Source organism: Mucilaginibacter daejeonensis (genome assembly GCF_020783335.1).
In the GTDB taxonomy this organism is placed as follows: Bacteria; Bacteroidota; Bacteroidia; order Sphingobacteriales; family Sphingobacteriaceae; genus Mucilaginibacter; species Mucilaginibacter daejeonensis.
In genome coordinates this window covers 1,619,904-1,634,079 of record NZ_CP086068.1, presented here as the reverse complement: position 1 = coordinate 1,634,079, position 14,176 = coordinate 1,619,904, and the positions used below count along the sequence as shown (strand labels likewise).

Genomic DNA, 14,176 nt, shown 5'->3' with positions numbered 1-14,176 from the left:
TTAACAATATCGTATTAAGTTTTTATATTTATGCTCAATAACGACCCTAAACTATTGTTAAATGCCCCGAGCACTGATCGCCCTCCTATCGCTGTTATGCGTTATTAACACCGCTAAAGCCGCTGATTTCCCGTTTGGTAACTTCACTGTTGATGAGCTGGCCATGAAAAGCTATGCTAAAGATGCCACCGCCCACGCCGTTGTATTACAAGAGTACGGCAAAAGCTGGATATCGAGCGTTGATGGATTGCCCCTAATTCATGAATACCACGTCAAGATCAAACTGATAGATAGCAAGGCCCTCAACGAGGGCAACGTGCACATACCTGTATATCGTTTTGACAACAACCGCGTGGAACGTATACGCGACGTAGAAGGCATCACCACCTACACCGACGAGAACGGCAACGTGCAGCGCATAACCTTTGACCCGCGCCAGGTGATCACCGAGAACCATAATAAATACTGGGACGAGGTGAAATTTGCCATGCCCGGACTGAGGCCAGGCTGCATCATCGAGTACAAGTATACGCTCGAATCGCCCAACACGCTGGGCATGAAGGACTGGACCTTTCAAAGCAGCATGCCTAAGATGCGGTCAGAATATGAGGTACGCATCCCGGCTTTCTTCAACTACAAGGCTACCCTGCGCGGACCATACAAACTGACCGAGAACAAGGCCGACATTGACCGCGATTGCTTTGAGGCCCGCGGCGCTAAGTGCGACTGCTCCAAACTGGTATTCGTAATGGCCGATATACCGGCCTTCGTGGAAGAGCAATACATGACCGCCCCCAAGAATTTTATATCGGCCATTGACTTTGAGCTGAACGATTTTACCGACCCTTTCAGCGGCATCAAACACATCAAGACCCAGACATGGGATGATATTGACCGTGCGCTCAAACAGCACGAGGACTTTGGCGGACAGATGCGCAAGACCAGCCTATTCAAGGACCGTGTGGCTGCCATGACCGCCGGCAAGACCACCGACCTTGATAAAGCCAGATCTATCTACAATTACATACAAAAAGAGCTTAAGTTCAATAACTTCACCGGAATTTATACCGATAATGGTATCCGCCGAACCTTGGAAGGGCATACCGGCAGCGTGGCCGATGTTAACCTGTCGCTGATCGCCGCACTTAATGCGGCGGGCATCCCTACCGAGGCGGTGTTGCTGTCAACCCGCGATCATGGTTTCATCAATAAGCTTTACCCGGTGGTGAGCGATTTTAATTACGTGATCGCCAAGGCCAACGTAGGCGGCACCAGTTATATGCTCGATGCAACCGACCCACTGCTGCCCTTCGGCCTGTTACCTGTAAAGTGTATGAACGATCAGGGCCGCGTGGTGAGCCTTAACAAACCGTCTTATTGGGTGGATATGGTGGCCTCGCAAAAACGCAACCGCATGTACATGATGGACCTCAAGCTAAATGACAACGGTAAGCTGACCGGCACCATCTCCAACTTCAGCTCGGGTTATGAGGCCTTGGATAAACGCCGCGCTATCAAAAAGTTCAACAGCATTGATGAGTATGTGGAAGACCTGGACAACAAAATGCCCAAGATCAAGATCCTGAACGCCAAGATCACCAACCTGGATAGCCTGGACCGAGTACTGGCCGAGGTGTACGAGGTCGAGATCAATGTTTATGATAACCTGAAGGCCGACCGCCTTTCGTTCGATCCGTACCTGTTCAACCAGATCACTGATAACCCGTTCAAACTGGCCGACCGCACTTACCCGGTGGACCTGGGGGCCGCGAGCGATGTACGCATCACCCTCAATATGACCCTGCCTCCTAATTACACCATCGAAGATGCGCCCAAGAACCTGTTGCTTGGTCTTCCGGCCAATGGCGGGCGCTTCCTTACCGAGTATGAGGCCACGCCCAACGGCTTCACCTTTTCGCACATCATCGAGCTTAAAAAGCCGATCTACTCAACCGAAGAGTACCCTTACCTGAAAGAATTATACAACAAGATCATACAGGCACAAAAGGCCGGTATCGTATTTAAAAAGAGATCATGAAACTTTGTTGGCTCTTATTGACCTTTAGCCTGTTGGCCCCAGGCAGCTATGCGCAGAACCAGTACGACGCGGCCTCTATTCCTAAAGACCTACTGCCCTACGCCAGCGCCGTTACCCGTGACGAAGTGGTGAGCGCCGAGGTAAAGGACCTTGACAACACCGTTTACCGCCGTAAAATGGTGGTCACCGTTTTAAATAAAAATGGCGATGGTGATGCCAGCATCGTGGTGTACCATAATAAGAGCCGCAAGATCAGATATATCCGCGGTACCGTGTATGATGCCATGGGCAAACCGCTGAGCAAATTCAGCGAGAAGAATTTTAACGACCACAGCACGGCCGATGGTTTCTCCATGTTCCTCGACCTGCGGTACAAATATTTCCAACCGGCAGTGACCAATTATCCTTACACCGTGGAGTACGAGTACGAGGTGTTGAGCAAGCAATCGCTCAATATTGAGGATTGGGAGCCCGATTTGAACGGCACGGCGGTAGAACACAGTATATACCAGTTCGCCTGCAAGCCTGACCTGAACATCCGTTATAAAGAATTGAATTACCCCGGCAAAGTGGTGACCGGCACCAACGCCGCAGGCATGAAGACCTACACCTGGGAGATCAGAAACCAGAAAGCGCTACGCGCCGAACCGTTCTCGCCCGACCCGGAGACCTACCGCACCGCAGTGAAGATCGTGCCCGAGCGTTTTGGTTACGAGGGTTACACCGGCAGCTTCACCAACTGGAACGAGATGGGTAAATGGGTATATGACAAACTGCTGAGCGATCGCACTGCCCTGTCGCCACAAACGGTAGCGGCCATGCACTCCCTTACTGATACTATTACCGATCAAAAGCTTAAGGCCAAGGCCATTTATGAGTATATGCAACGCAAAACGCGATATGTAAGCATACAGATAGGCATAGGCGGTTTCCAGCCGTTCAAAGCGGCCGAGGTGGATGAATTTGGTTATGGCGATTGCAAGGGGCTGGTGAATTACACTCAGGCACTATTGAAGGCGGTCAACATCGACTCATACTATTGCGTGGTAGAGGCTGGCGACAAGCTCAAGAAAAGCCTGATGCCCGATATGGCCAGCATGACGCAAGGTAACCACATTATTTTGTGCCTGCCATTCAAAAATGACACCACCTGGCTCGAATGCACCAACAAGGATATCCCTTTCGGCTTTTTGGGCGATTTCACCGACGACCGCCTGGTGGTGGCCTGCACGCCTACCGGCGGCAAACTACTGCATACGCCCAAGTATACGGCAAAGGAAAGTGTACAGAACCGTAAGGCCATCGTCGCCATCAATGCCGAAGGTGAATTGGCCGGAAACATGACCACCACCTTTGAAGGCTGGCAGTATGATAACCGCACCACTAACCCCGGCGACATGCAGGAAGAGATCCGCAAAAGCAAGGAGCGCTACCGGATCAACAACCTCGAGATCGGTAAGCTGACCTACAAGGCCACCAAAAGCCCGCACCCTGTTAACCAGGAGCAAATGGACCTTACCGCGCGCGATTATGCTTTAGCCGAGAACAATAAGATCGAGTTTATGGCTAACCTGGCCGGGCGTAACACTTACATACCGCGCGAGGTACGCAACCGTACCCTCAACGTTTATATTGACAGGGGCTATACCGACATTGACGAGATCACTTACCAGTTGCCGGCCGGTTATAAAATGGAGAACGCGCCTTACCACATCAGGATCGATAAGCCATTTGGCAGTTACCAGGCTTCGGCCTATATGAACGACCAGGGGCAGGTGGTATACAAGCGCAAATTGCAGATCATTGATGGTACCTATCCTAAAGAGCAGTACCAGGATCTGGTAGACCTGTACCAGGCCGCGGCCGATGCCGACCGGTTCAAGGTCCGCACGGTAAAGGCTAACTAAAGATAATGATGCCGAGAATCACGCCTACCACCATGATCACGTAAAGGAGTATCTCGTTACGGGCGAACTGTTTGTATTTGGTCCAAAAGGAATAGTCGTTCTTGGGCTTGGTCATGATGCGGCAAAGATAGCGATAAGCCGCTGATCCTTATAGCGGAGTTGGCCGATGCTTAGTTATTCTGCGCGATCTCGGTGTTGATGGAGCCGGCCCGTGAAAAGTATTTGTATAACGATGGGTCGCGCAGGCGGGCGATCATCACGCCCTTACGGGTACTGGCATGCACCACATAACCGTTTTGCAGGTAAACGCCCACATGGCTGAACTTTTTACCGTCAAAATCGAAGAACACCAGGTCGCCTTCCTGCAATTCGTCCTCGTACTTGCGCTTGATCACGTTGATCTGCCTGCCGGTATTGCGCGGTATATTAATGCCGAACACCTGCTGCTCCAGCAAAAAGGCCAATCCCGAACAATCGATACCATCATGATCCAACCCGGCAAATTTGTAAGGCGTGCCGTACCATTGCTCAATAAAATTGTATAAACGGCCGTTAGTGATGTCGCGTGTATCCACACCCATCATCCCGGCATACTTATCGGCGATAAAGCCCTGCGGCTTCACCACATCGCCAGGCGAACCTTTTAGCACGGCTTTTTTGGAACGGCATGAAGAGAACACCACTACCGCCAACAGCAACATCAACAACCCACGAAAGTAACGCATACTCATCATGGCTATAAATGTAGCAGGTTTAGCGGTAACGGTCAAGGGTGGTAGATGATCGGCGGTCCAATCCTACAGCAAGCACTATTCTACCACCGCCTGTTTAAAAGGCTTCACATCGATGGTTTCCCATACGCCGCCCGTCACATAGGGGTCGTTGTTCTTCCAGGCCTCCATTTGCTCGTCGGTCTCAAATTGCACCATCATTACCGAACCTACCATCTTGCCTTCATGGTCCAATATAGCGCCGCCGGCAATATAATTGCCATTGGCCTTTAGCTCGCGTACGCCGTCGAGGTGATGCGGGCGCACGTTCATCCTGCGCTGCAAGGCTTCGGCATCGGTATGGTCATAAGCTGTAAGCACGTATTGTTTCATGGCAGTAACTGGTCTTTAAGTTTTTCAATAAAAAGGTAGATGCAACAAACCTATAAATAATACACTTGCGGTCATCTACGCGGTAAATATTATTTTAACGGTCATCTAAAATTAAGTGTATAAAATACACGTATAAATAAGCGTTATGTGCAAAGCTTTTATATTTTTGCCTTCCATGACGACCGACCAATTAAAACAACACTTTGCCACCGCTTTTGATCAGCAGGCATTGGAGGTATATTTTTGCCCTGGCCGTGTTAACCTGATAGGCGAACACATTGATTATAACGGAGGACTGGTAATGCCTTGCGCCATCAACTTTGGCACCTGGATGCTGCTTGCCCCTAACGAGGATAACGTTTTCCGTTTCAGGAGCGTGAACTTTGAGGACACTTACGACATTGGCGTACAGGACGCGTACGAGAAGACCGGCCGCGAATGGTATAATTATCCGCTGGGTGTGTTGCATCATTTTGTGGCAGATGGCAAGAACGTGAAAGGGCTTGATGTGCTTTACTATGGTAACGTACCGATCGGTTCGGGTCTGTCATCATCGGCCTCTATCGAGATCGCTACGGCATTTGCCTTCAACAAATATTTTAACACCGGCTACAGCAAACTGGAACTGGTAAAAATGGCCAAATCGGTCGAGAACAACTTTATCGGTTTGAGCAGCGGTATCATGGATCAGTTCGCCGTTGCCTTTGGCGAGGACAGCAAGGCCCTGATGCTGAATTGCGGCACGCTGGACTACCAAGCCGTTGATGCTCACCTGGGCGATAATGTACTGGCGATCATCAACAGTAACAAACCCCGTAAACTGGCCGAGAGCAAGTACAACGAGCGCGTGGAAGAATGCCAGCAAGCCTTAGCCGCATTAAAACAGGAGCTTAATATCGAGCACCTTTGCGATATCGATACCGCTACTTTTGAGCAGTACCAGCACCTGATCACCGATCCGGTGGTACTCAAACGCGCCCGCCACGTAGTAAGCGAGAATGACCGCGTTAAACTGGCCGCCAAAGCACTGGCCGACCATGATCTGACAGAGTTTGGCAGGTTAATGTATGCCTCGCACCATTCATTACAACATGATTACGAAGTTAGCGGTGCCGAACTGGACGCCGTAGTGGAGTACAGCCTGACCAACGCGAACGTTACCGGTGCCCGCATGACCGGTGCCGGCTTTGGTGGCTGCGCCATTGCGATCGTTAAGGCCGATGCTTTTGAGGATTACCGTAAAGAACTGATCGCGTACTATACCGACAAGATCGGCTACGCACCCGACGTTTACGCCACCAACATTAGCGATGGTGTGCACGAACTGACCGGCGAATAATTTCATAATACTACAACTATTAATGGCCGATGAGCCCTGGCAGCGCGTTAAAGTAATTGCCCGGGTACATCGGCCATTGTGTTTGATAAAAAGTCAACTTAACCGCTAACTTTGCCCTGCCGTTGCATGCACCCATGCACGGCGCACTGAAATAGAACGAATGCGTAAACTCAAATTAGACGAGCTGAACCGGGCAACGGTAGAAGAATTTAAGGAACAGGAAAAGTTACCCATCGTGGTGGTGCTGGATAGTGTGCGCAGCATGCACAACGTAGGCTCGGTGTTCCGTACCGGTGATGGTTTTGCCATTGAGCACATTTGTTTGTGCGGCATCACCAGCCAGCCTCCTCACCGCGATATCGAAAAGACCGCCCTGGGTGCCACCCAGTCGGTAAGCTGGACATACCATGAGCAAGTGGTTGATGCCGTTGACGAACTGCGCACCATGGGCTACCAGATCATAGCTATTGAGCAGGCCGAGAACAGCGTGATGCTGAACACCTTTACACCCGAACCCGGCCAAAAATATGCCTTGATATTTGGCAACGAGGTGAACGGCGTGAGCGATGAGGCCATGCAGCGTATCGATACCTGTATCGAGATACCACAGTTCGGAACCAAGCATTCTTTCAACATCACCGTATCGGCCGGGATCGTACTGTGGGACCTGTTCGCCAAAATACGCCCGACCGCTTAAATACTTTGATCATGAGCGCAGTTGCCAAAAAACTACTGATGAAGACCGGCCAAAGCTGGCTGCTCTTTAACGCGCCGGCCAATTACTTGCCCTTGCTGGAACCACTACCGGATGGGATCAGCATCAGGCACGAGGCCACAGGTAGTTTTGATGGTATACAGTTGTTCGTGACCAACAGTGCTGACCTGGCCTTGGGCCTGCAGCTTATTCAGTCGCTGCTTAAGCCAGAGACGGTGCTATGGGTCATCTACCCCAAAAAGAGCTCGGGCATCCCTACCGACCTGACCATGATGAGCAGTTGGGATGAGCCCGCCCGCTACGGACTCGCCGGTGTGAGCGCAGCCTCTATCGATGCCACCTGGACCGCCATGCGCTTTCGCCCACAGGAATTGAGCAAAGCATCCGACACCCGCAATGAAGCTTTGACCGATAGCCCTTACGCCGAATATGTGGACGTAACGAACAAAAAGGTCGCCCTCCCACCTGATGCCGCTGCTGCCCTGGCACAACATCCATTGGCTATGGATAACTACGAGCGGCTCTCCTACTCCAACAAAAAAGAGTATGTACTGTGGATACTGACCGCCAAACAGGATAAGACCCGCGCCGAACGCCTGACCAAAATGGTGGATAAGCTCCTCAACGGTAAAAAGAATCCGTCGGACAAGTAATTTGGGGTGAAAGGGTAAAGGTGAAGGGGAAAAAGGCAAGATGATGCATTCTAAACGGCAATGAGCCACATTAGGCGATCAGTAGCCGATATAAAAAGGTTATCACCTTGCACCTACCGAACCAAATCCCTCTTCCATCGTTATACCAGCATGGATGCAAAATTTATTGAACTGACCGACAAAAATGGCCGTCCGGCCCTTATCAACGTAAATAATATCACCTCGATAGTGGTGTACACCGACCCCGACCCAATGGTACACATCTACGTGATCGGCGACAGTGGCTCGTACGTGACCGTGAAACAGACCTACGACGAAGTGAAAAGCAAGATCTCATCCCTCGGCAGCACCATATTGTAAGTATTTAAAATACGCTTTTGACAGTAGGGAGATATGGCAAAACGAGCTGTTACGATCTGATTAAAAGTGTTTCACCGATGTAACAGAATTCCCCAACTTTCCCCACTTTTTGGTGTTGCGAAATTTGTAAAAACCCAACTTTTTCAAGAAAAAAACGACATTTTTCAAGAATGTAACACCAAGTGTAACACGCTTTTGCCCAAATGTAACACTGATGGAAGCACCCTGATCGGTCGCGATCGCACCTCATGAGGGCCGATACCGCCGATCAATTATGAGATCCGTAATGAAGAGTAAGCAGGTGTCGCAACACTTTTTTTTCGGAGGGTGCGATGCTTTCTTAACCTACATTAAGCGCCACCGGACGAGGCCACGGTATCTTTGTATCAACATCAGAAAAATAAATATCATGTCGAACACTATCTTACACAAAGCAGCCGATCGCGGTCATGCTGATCATGGTTGGTTGAAAAGTTATCACACCTTTAGCTTTGGCGGTTACTATAACCCAAAAGCCATGAACTTTGGTGCCCTGCGCGTACTGAATGATGATACCGTGAGTGGAGGCATGGGCTTTGGCCGTCACCCGCATGACAATATGGAGATCATTTCCATACCGTTAGAGGGCGACCTGGAGCATCAGGACAGTATGGGCAATACCGCGGTGATCCGCAAAGGTGATATACAGGCCATGAGCGCCGGTACAGGCATATTCCACAGTGAAAAGAACGCTCACCACAACGAGCAGGTGAAGTTCTTACAGATCTGGATATACCCTAACCAAAAGAACGTTGAACCCCGTTATGACCAGCTTACCTTGAACCTTGACGACAGGCATAACAAGCTGCAACAAGTACTATCACCAAACAAGGATGATGAGGGTATCTGGATCTACCAGAACGCGTTCTTCAGCATGGGTAACCTTGACAAAGGCTTCAATACTTCCTACAAAATAAAAGGCGGCAAGAACCAAGGGGTATACACCTTTGTATTAAAAGGCGACGTTACCATAAATGGCCAGCAACTGAACACCCGCGATGGCTTTGGCATATGGGGTGTAGATGAACTGACCATCAACGCCGACAGCGATGCCGAAGTATTGCTGATGGAGGTACCGATGATCTTTTAACGATAATTGAATGGAGAGAACGAAGATACTGGCCATTGGCCGCAATGCCGAGATCATGGCCACCGTAGAGCGGCTGATCAACAACAACCCTGAGTGGGAAGCGCTAACGGCCCTCAGCAATGCTGAGGCCATTCAGCACTTTGACCACCAGGTGATCGGGCTCATCATGCTGTGCGCAGGCATCGACCATACCTCAGAGGCTGATCTTCGCGAATATTTCAGCGCTCACCGCCCCAACGTGCCTATCATACAGCACTACGGCGGCGGCAGCGGACTACTGACCGCCGAGATATATGAAGCTTTGAAATAGAAGTAAGAGTTAAGAGACAGGAGCCAAGACCGCTAAATTGGTTTATCCTGGCTCCTGGTTCTTTGCTCCGGCCGTTAATATCTTACAAAGCTCTTTCCATGACCATAAGCGTGACCGGTTGCCGGGCCACGCTTTTTTCGGTTATAAGCGGGTAGGTCTCTCCGGTGGCCTTAAATCCCCGGCGCTCGTACCAGGCAATAAGTTCGGTACGGGTAGTGATCACTGATATTTTGACTGCCTTGCAGCCCTTATCACGCGCTACCTCATCGGCGGCGGCAAGTAGTTGGCGGCCTATACCTGCGGCCTGGCTGGTTGGGTTAACGGTAAGCATGCCCAGGTACAAGCGCTCGTGAGCCACTTGCTCGAGGTATACGAAGGCATCGATGTGGTCATTCTCGTCGGCGTATTTTAGCAGGGTGACCTCGGGGCGGTCAAAGTAACCATCCATCTCCGGCTCGTCCACACGGATACCCTCCAGCAAATGGCTTTCGCTGGTCCATCCTTGTTTGGCTCTTTCGCCACGGTATGCACTATTCACCAGTGCAACTATCTGCGGCACATCGGCACGTACCGCTTTAGTGACCTTGTAAGGCATAAACTTTTTAAGAGGCTACAAACCTAATATAGTTCATGCTTCAAAACCGATCGTAACTATTTTCTTACTATGGCACTTCGGCGGATCAGCTCATCACGGATCACCGCGCATTGCTCATAACGCTCAGCATCGATATTCTCTTCCAATAACGCCTCCAACTCACTTTTGGAGCGGTTGGCATATTCGAGGGTACGGGCGGTTAGGTTGGTCACCGGTGTAAAAGTTCCGTCGGCAGCGTAAAATCCAAGTACCGATGACGCATCTTTGTTGTGTTCCATCTCTGTATCAATTAATTAGGTAAACCTAAATTAAATGATATTTAACACAGATGCAAATTTTGATGATCTCTGTATTTATAGTGCGCGCAGGTCCTCACGTATCGGGCTGAAGATGTCCAGCAGTTTGCAGTTGGTGATGGCCTTCCCGCCATGCGGCACATTGGGCGGGATCACGGCAAAGGTATTAGCATCCAATATCTGCGCCTCACCGTTCACGGTCAGCTCAAATTGCCCCTCCAGCACAAAAGCGCACTGATGATGCGGGTGGGTATGGATGGCTGATACAGCGCCCGCCTCCACCTCTAAAAAGTTAAGGGTGTTAACATCCGTGTGTATCAATTTGGCCATGTAGCCCGGCGACATTTGCTTGGCCTGTATATCGCTGAACTGTCTGAATATCGAAGTGTCCATAAAGGGTTCTATTGTAAAATATGAGTTGAATTATTTCTGTTTCAGCTTTTGCTGATAGGCGTTGTTAAGGTCCGACAGGAGCTCATCATACCCACCCTGGTCAATAAATGCTGATGGGTTATAGGCACTGCCCGGCTTGTGCTTGCCTTGTAGATCGAACTGGCTGGCGTGTGAAGCAAGCCAGATATCGAATTTAAGCCCCGCCATAGCCTTCAGGGTGTAGGCATAGTCCTGTGCGATCTGCGGATAAGCAGTCACCTGATCGAACGGCTTGCTGGCCACTATTGTAGGCATATTGGCAATCAGCACCCGATAGGTCCGTTGGTCATCCTTCACATCAAATAGGTAACTGCACGAGCCCTTAGTGTGGCCGGGGTGATGTAGCATCGTCAGCTTTACATTCCCAAGCTCTATCACATCCCTGTCGTGCAAAAGGCCGTCGGGTTTCAACGGTGTATAGGTGGGCTTGCCATTACCTAAGGCATAGTCTGACGCGCCGCCGTCTTTCATCACCTGTGCATCTGCGGCATCAACCAGCATTTTGGCACCTGTACGAGCTTTGATCGCAGCCATGGCGCCCATGTGGTCGTAATGGGCTTGGGTGGTGAGCAATATCTTGGTGTCGCTTAATTTGAATCCTAAAGTTTTGATATTATTGGCGATGATGTCGGCAGAGTTGGCCAGGCCGGTATTGATCAGGATGTTTCCTTTGTTGGTGGTGATGAGATAGCACGCCAGGTCCTCGGTACCTACATAATAAAGATCACCGGCTATACGGAACGGCGGGTATGGTTTTGACCATTCCCCCGGCGTATCATTCGGCTCCTGTACCTTTACTTGTGCACAAGCCGCTAAGCCGCAAATAACGAACGTTAAGGCAAATACCGTATTGATGAGATACCTTTTCATGGGATGAATATTACGCTCAAAAATAAGGTGCAAAAAACGGATCTGCCTTATGTTTGTTAAACTTTAAATCATAAGATCATGGCAAGTTTTCAAGATATCATCAACTCATCACAACCCGTGTTGGTAGACTTTTCGGCCGAATGGTGCGGACCCTGTAAAATGATGGCCCCCATACTAAAACAAGTAAAAGATGAAATGGGCGACCAGGTGAAGATCGTAAAGATAGATATTGATAAGAATCCTGCTGTGGCACAAGCTTACCGCATTCAGGGCGTTCCTACATTGATCCTATTCAAGAACGGCGACAACAAATGGCGTCAAAGTGGCGTGATGCAGGCCGGTCAGCTCAAGCAGATCATCCAGCAATATGTTTAGGATCACTGCACTCGATGGAAGGCCATGGTGCGGCCAATGAACTTGAATTTCCAGTAGCCGGTGACCTTTAGTGAGCCGTCAGGTGCGATCACGGCAGATGAGCTCCATTTTTTACCGGTCTGCGCATCGTATATCTTGCCGTTCTCCCAGCTGTTGGTCTTGGGATAATAGGTCATACCTTCCAACACATTCATGCCAATGAGTTTGCGGTTACGCAGGTTCGGGTCGGGGTTCTTGTGGTCAGTACGGGTCTCCATCGGGCGCGACGGGTCGTCATCATCATTGAACCAAACCAGCTTGGCGCCAAAGTCGTCACCGTCGTGAAATACCTGCACTACGCAGTTCCTTTTCTCCGATTCCCATTTACCACATATCCTGTCGCAAGGCTCTATTAACGCGTTATTAGCACTAAGCGCCGAGCCCATTAGCGTTAATAGTAAAACAAAAGCCGAACTTCTCCTGATCATGATGCAAAACGTATAACAAGTTAAGCATTAAACCACTGGAAATTTACAATTGTTTTACAATCGCATCAAGTCGACATTATCGTTTATCTAAAAATGACGGTCACGAGCGGTTGATGTAAGCGTCCTCATAGGCCATGCCCGCGTCTTTACGAGTTTCGATAGCATCTTGTATGGCTTTAGGAAGCTTCGATAAGAGGTCATACCCTGTGGCCTTTTCAATATCGCGCACCGTGCATAGATACCTGGTCCAATCAGGACTTACCGAGTTATTATTAGGTGTGATCACCGCTATGACACGGGTGTTGGCATTGACCCTCGACAGGTCATTATAACCGCTTGGTATCACTACCAAAACCTTCCAGATGTACTGCGGAACAGCGATGTGGCCACCATCTATTGTGGTATGATAACCTTGGGTACCATAGCCGCCATTGCCATAGCTCCCCATGATCACATACACCTCGTTCCCTTTTTTGACCAGTAAACGCTCGTAACTCTCCAGGTTGCTCCAGGTATACTCATTATTGGCGGGTGCCTGCGGTATCATGTTACTCATCAGGAAAGTGGCCGAATTGGCCTTTACCGAACTGGTGCGATCGGCCGAAGGACAATTGTGACCCCGCTCGAAACCACTGCCATAGTAGCTGTTGCTTTGCACACGGTACCAACCTTTGGGTAGCGAGTCATCAGGTCTGAAATCATTTTGCCGTTTGGCCCTTCCCATGCTCTCCTCCCCTACGTACCAGCTTACCCAGTTGGGCGTGCTGCGGCTGCGGTTGTAACTCATGGTGTAGTACGGACGTTCGATGAGGTAATTGTTGGGATCCTTTACATCGGTTTTTGCATTACTGGGGTTCCCCATCAGCATGTCACCATTATCGCCGGCCACGGCCGAATCGGTCATTGCAGCTGCTGCGGTATCACCAGTTGTATGGATCGGTGCATTGGCATCATAACCATAAAGCACGATGTTGTCGATATTGATACGGTTGCTTCTGCCGGAGGTCTTCACAATGGCGAACCGGATAGGCCCCTTATGGTTCACCAGAAAAGTGACCTTTTGCAGTGGCCCTGTTGATGCGACCATACTGGCCCCTACCTGGGTGTAAGTATTCCCCCCGTCTACCGACATTTGCAACTGCCAGGCCGATGTTTTATTACCGGCGTAGGCGGCATGCTTGATAGTGACCTTTGAAACACCATCTACATCCTGTTCCATGCGTAGCGTGCCCTTGTTGCGGATGCGCACTGAATGATCCCCGTCCTTCGCGTCCTGTTCGCTCGCCGCGATCAACGCATCCTTCAAATACCAGCGTCCACTTTTGAGTTGAATGGTCTCCGCTGTATATGACGGCTTGGCACCCGTTTCAAACCCCTCCCTTAATATAGGACTTACCTGTTTTGGTATGCCGTTGGGTAGTGTAGGGCTATCTTGCTGAGTGTGCTGTTCGTTGCTGTTACAGGCGATGAGGCCGGTCAGTAACCATGCTGCAAAAAGGTAGATGATGCGCTTCATGGGCAGTAACTTTAACGCGATCATGAAGGCACGATATGCCCTCATGATCGCGTGATGAAATAGGTTTGAAA

Annotated in this window: 18 protein-coding genes; 9 read left to right on the top strand and 9 right to left on the bottom strand. The window is 50.0% G+C overall.

Features of this window, described 5'->3' with window-relative positions; genetic code table 11:
• Positions 1-61 precede the first annotated feature (61 nt).
• Together LLH06_RS07105 and LLH06_RS07100 are read left to right on the top strand one after the other, a co-directional pair.
• Complete coding sequence (locus tag LLH06_RS07105) at positions 62-2,038, top strand: DUF3857 domain-containing protein (RefSeq protein WP_228172573.1); 1,977 nt, start codon at positions 62-64, stop codon at positions 2,036-2,038.
• On the top strand, positions 2,035-3,945 hold the full coding sequence (locus LLH06_RS07100) for a DUF3857 domain-containing protein (protein WP_228172572.1): 1,911 nt from the start codon (positions 2,035-2,037) through the stop codon (positions 3,943-3,945). Before LLH06_RS07105 ends, LLH06_RS07100 begins: the two co-directional genes overlap by 4 nt.
• On the opposite strand, the gene LLH06_RS20690 is transcribed toward LLH06_RS07100, so the two are convergent.
• Genes LLH06_RS20690 through LLH06_RS07090 form a run of 3 tightly spaced genes read right to left on the bottom strand, consistent with a single transcriptional unit; the run spans position 3,938 to position 5,048 of the window.
• The gene (locus tag LLH06_RS20690; RefSeq protein WP_262909383.1) at positions 3,938-4,060 is read right to left on the bottom strand and encodes a hypothetical protein; all 123 of its coding nucleotides are present in this window, start codon (positions 4,058-4,060) and stop codon (positions 3,938-3,940) included. The two genes, LLH06_RS07100 and LLH06_RS20690, sit on opposite strands and share 8 nt — an antisense overlap.
• Positions 4,061-4,115: 55 nt before the next feature.
• On the bottom strand, positions 4,116-4,715 hold the full coding sequence (locus LLH06_RS07095) for a C40 family peptidase (RefSeq protein WP_228172571.1): 600 nt from the start codon (positions 4,713-4,715) through the stop codon (positions 4,116-4,118).
• A 39-nt stretch (positions 4,716-4,754) separates the two neighbouring features.
• Positions 4,755-5,048, bottom strand: coding sequence for a YciI family protein (locus LLH06_RS07090; protein WP_228172570.1), 294 nt, complete (start codon positions 5,046-5,048; stop codon positions 4,755-4,757).
• A gap of 145 nt (positions 5,049-5,193) precedes the next feature.
• Here LLH06_RS07090 and LLH06_RS07085 point away from each other — a divergent pair, with 145 nt between their 5' ends.
• The 6 genes from LLH06_RS07085 to LLH06_RS07060 all read left to right on the top strand — a co-directional run bounded on the left by LLH06_RS07085 (position 5,194) and on the right by LLH06_RS07060 (position 9,554).
• Entirely contained in the window at positions 5,194-6,387 is a 1,194-nt protein-coding gene (locus LLH06_RS07085) for a galactokinase (protein WP_228172569.1), read from the top strand.
• A gap of 160 nt (positions 6,388-6,547) precedes the next feature.
• Entirely contained in the window at positions 6,548-7,084 is a 537-nt protein-coding gene (locus LLH06_RS07080) for an RNA methyltransferase (protein ID WP_228172568.1), read from the top strand.
• Positions 7,085-7,095: 11 nt separating this feature from the next.
• Positions 7,096-7,755: a YdeI/OmpD-associated family protein gene (locus tag LLH06_RS07075; protein WP_228172567.1), complete on the top strand. Its 660-nt coding sequence runs from the start codon at positions 7,096-7,098 to the stop codon at positions 7,753-7,755.
• A 150-nt stretch (positions 7,756-7,905) separates the two neighbouring features.
• Entirely contained in the window at positions 7,906-8,115 is a 210-nt protein-coding gene (locus LLH06_RS07070) for a hypothetical protein (protein ID WP_228172566.1), read from the top strand.
• A gap of 409 nt (positions 8,116-8,524) precedes the next feature.
• A complete protein-coding gene (locus LLH06_RS07065; RefSeq protein WP_228172565.1) occupies positions 8,525-9,244 on the top strand; it encodes a pirin family protein in 720 nt (239 codons plus the stop codon).
• 10 nt (positions 9,245-9,254) lie between these two features.
• On the top strand, positions 9,255-9,554 hold the full coding sequence (locus LLH06_RS07060) for a hypothetical protein (RefSeq protein ID WP_228172564.1): 300 nt from the start codon (positions 9,255-9,257) through the stop codon (positions 9,552-9,554).
• Between the two features lie 82 nt (positions 9,555-9,636).
• Here LLH06_RS07060 and LLH06_RS07055 read toward each other — a convergent pair whose 3' ends face one another.
• The 4 genes from LLH06_RS07055 to bla all read right to left on the bottom strand — a co-directional run bounded on the left by LLH06_RS07055 (position 9,637) and on the right by bla (position 11,747).
• Entirely contained in the window at positions 9,637-10,149 is a 513-nt protein-coding gene (locus LLH06_RS07055; protein WP_228172563.1) for a GNAT family N-acetyltransferase, read from the bottom strand.
• A gap of 56 nt (positions 10,150-10,205) precedes the next feature.
• Positions 10,206-10,427 carry a hypothetical protein gene (locus LLH06_RS07050; protein WP_228172562.1) on the bottom strand — a complete coding sequence of 74 codons (222 nt, stop codon included), beginning with the start codon at positions 10,425-10,427 and terminating at the stop codon, positions 10,206-10,208.
• Between the two features lie 75 nt (positions 10,428-10,502).
• Positions 10,503-10,838, bottom strand: a complete 336-nt coding sequence (locus LLH06_RS07045; protein ID WP_228172561.1) for a cupin domain-containing protein — start codon at positions 10,836-10,838, stop codon at positions 10,503-10,505.
• A gap of 30 nt (positions 10,839-10,868) precedes the next feature.
• Positions 10,869-11,747: a subclass B3 metallo-beta-lactamase gene (bla, locus tag LLH06_RS07040; protein ID WP_228172560.1), complete on the bottom strand. Its 879-nt coding sequence runs from the start codon at positions 11,745-11,747 to the stop codon at positions 10,869-10,871.
• Positions 11,748-11,825: 78 nt separating this feature from the next.
• Between bla and trxA the strand changes: the two genes are divergently transcribed.
• Positions 11,826-12,122, top strand: coding sequence for a thioredoxin (gene trxA / locus LLH06_RS07035; RefSeq protein WP_228172559.1), 297 nt, complete (start codon positions 11,826-11,828; stop codon positions 12,120-12,122).
• A gap of 2 nt (positions 12,123-12,124) precedes the next feature.
• Here trxA and LLH06_RS07030 read toward each other — a convergent pair whose 3' ends face one another.
• The gene (locus tag LLH06_RS07030; RefSeq protein WP_228172558.1) at positions 12,125-12,589 is read right to left on the bottom strand and encodes a DUF2147 domain-containing protein; all 465 of its coding nucleotides are present in this window, start codon (positions 12,587-12,589) and stop codon (positions 12,125-12,127) included.
• A gap of 100 nt (positions 12,590-12,689) precedes the next feature.
• Positions 12,690-14,150 (bottom strand): DNA/RNA non-specific endonuclease, encoded by a 1,461-nt coding sequence (locus LLH06_RS07025; RefSeq protein ID WP_228172557.1) that lies wholly within the window; start codon positions 14,148-14,150, stop codon positions 12,690-12,692.
• Positions 14,151-14,176 lie beyond the last annotated feature (26 nt).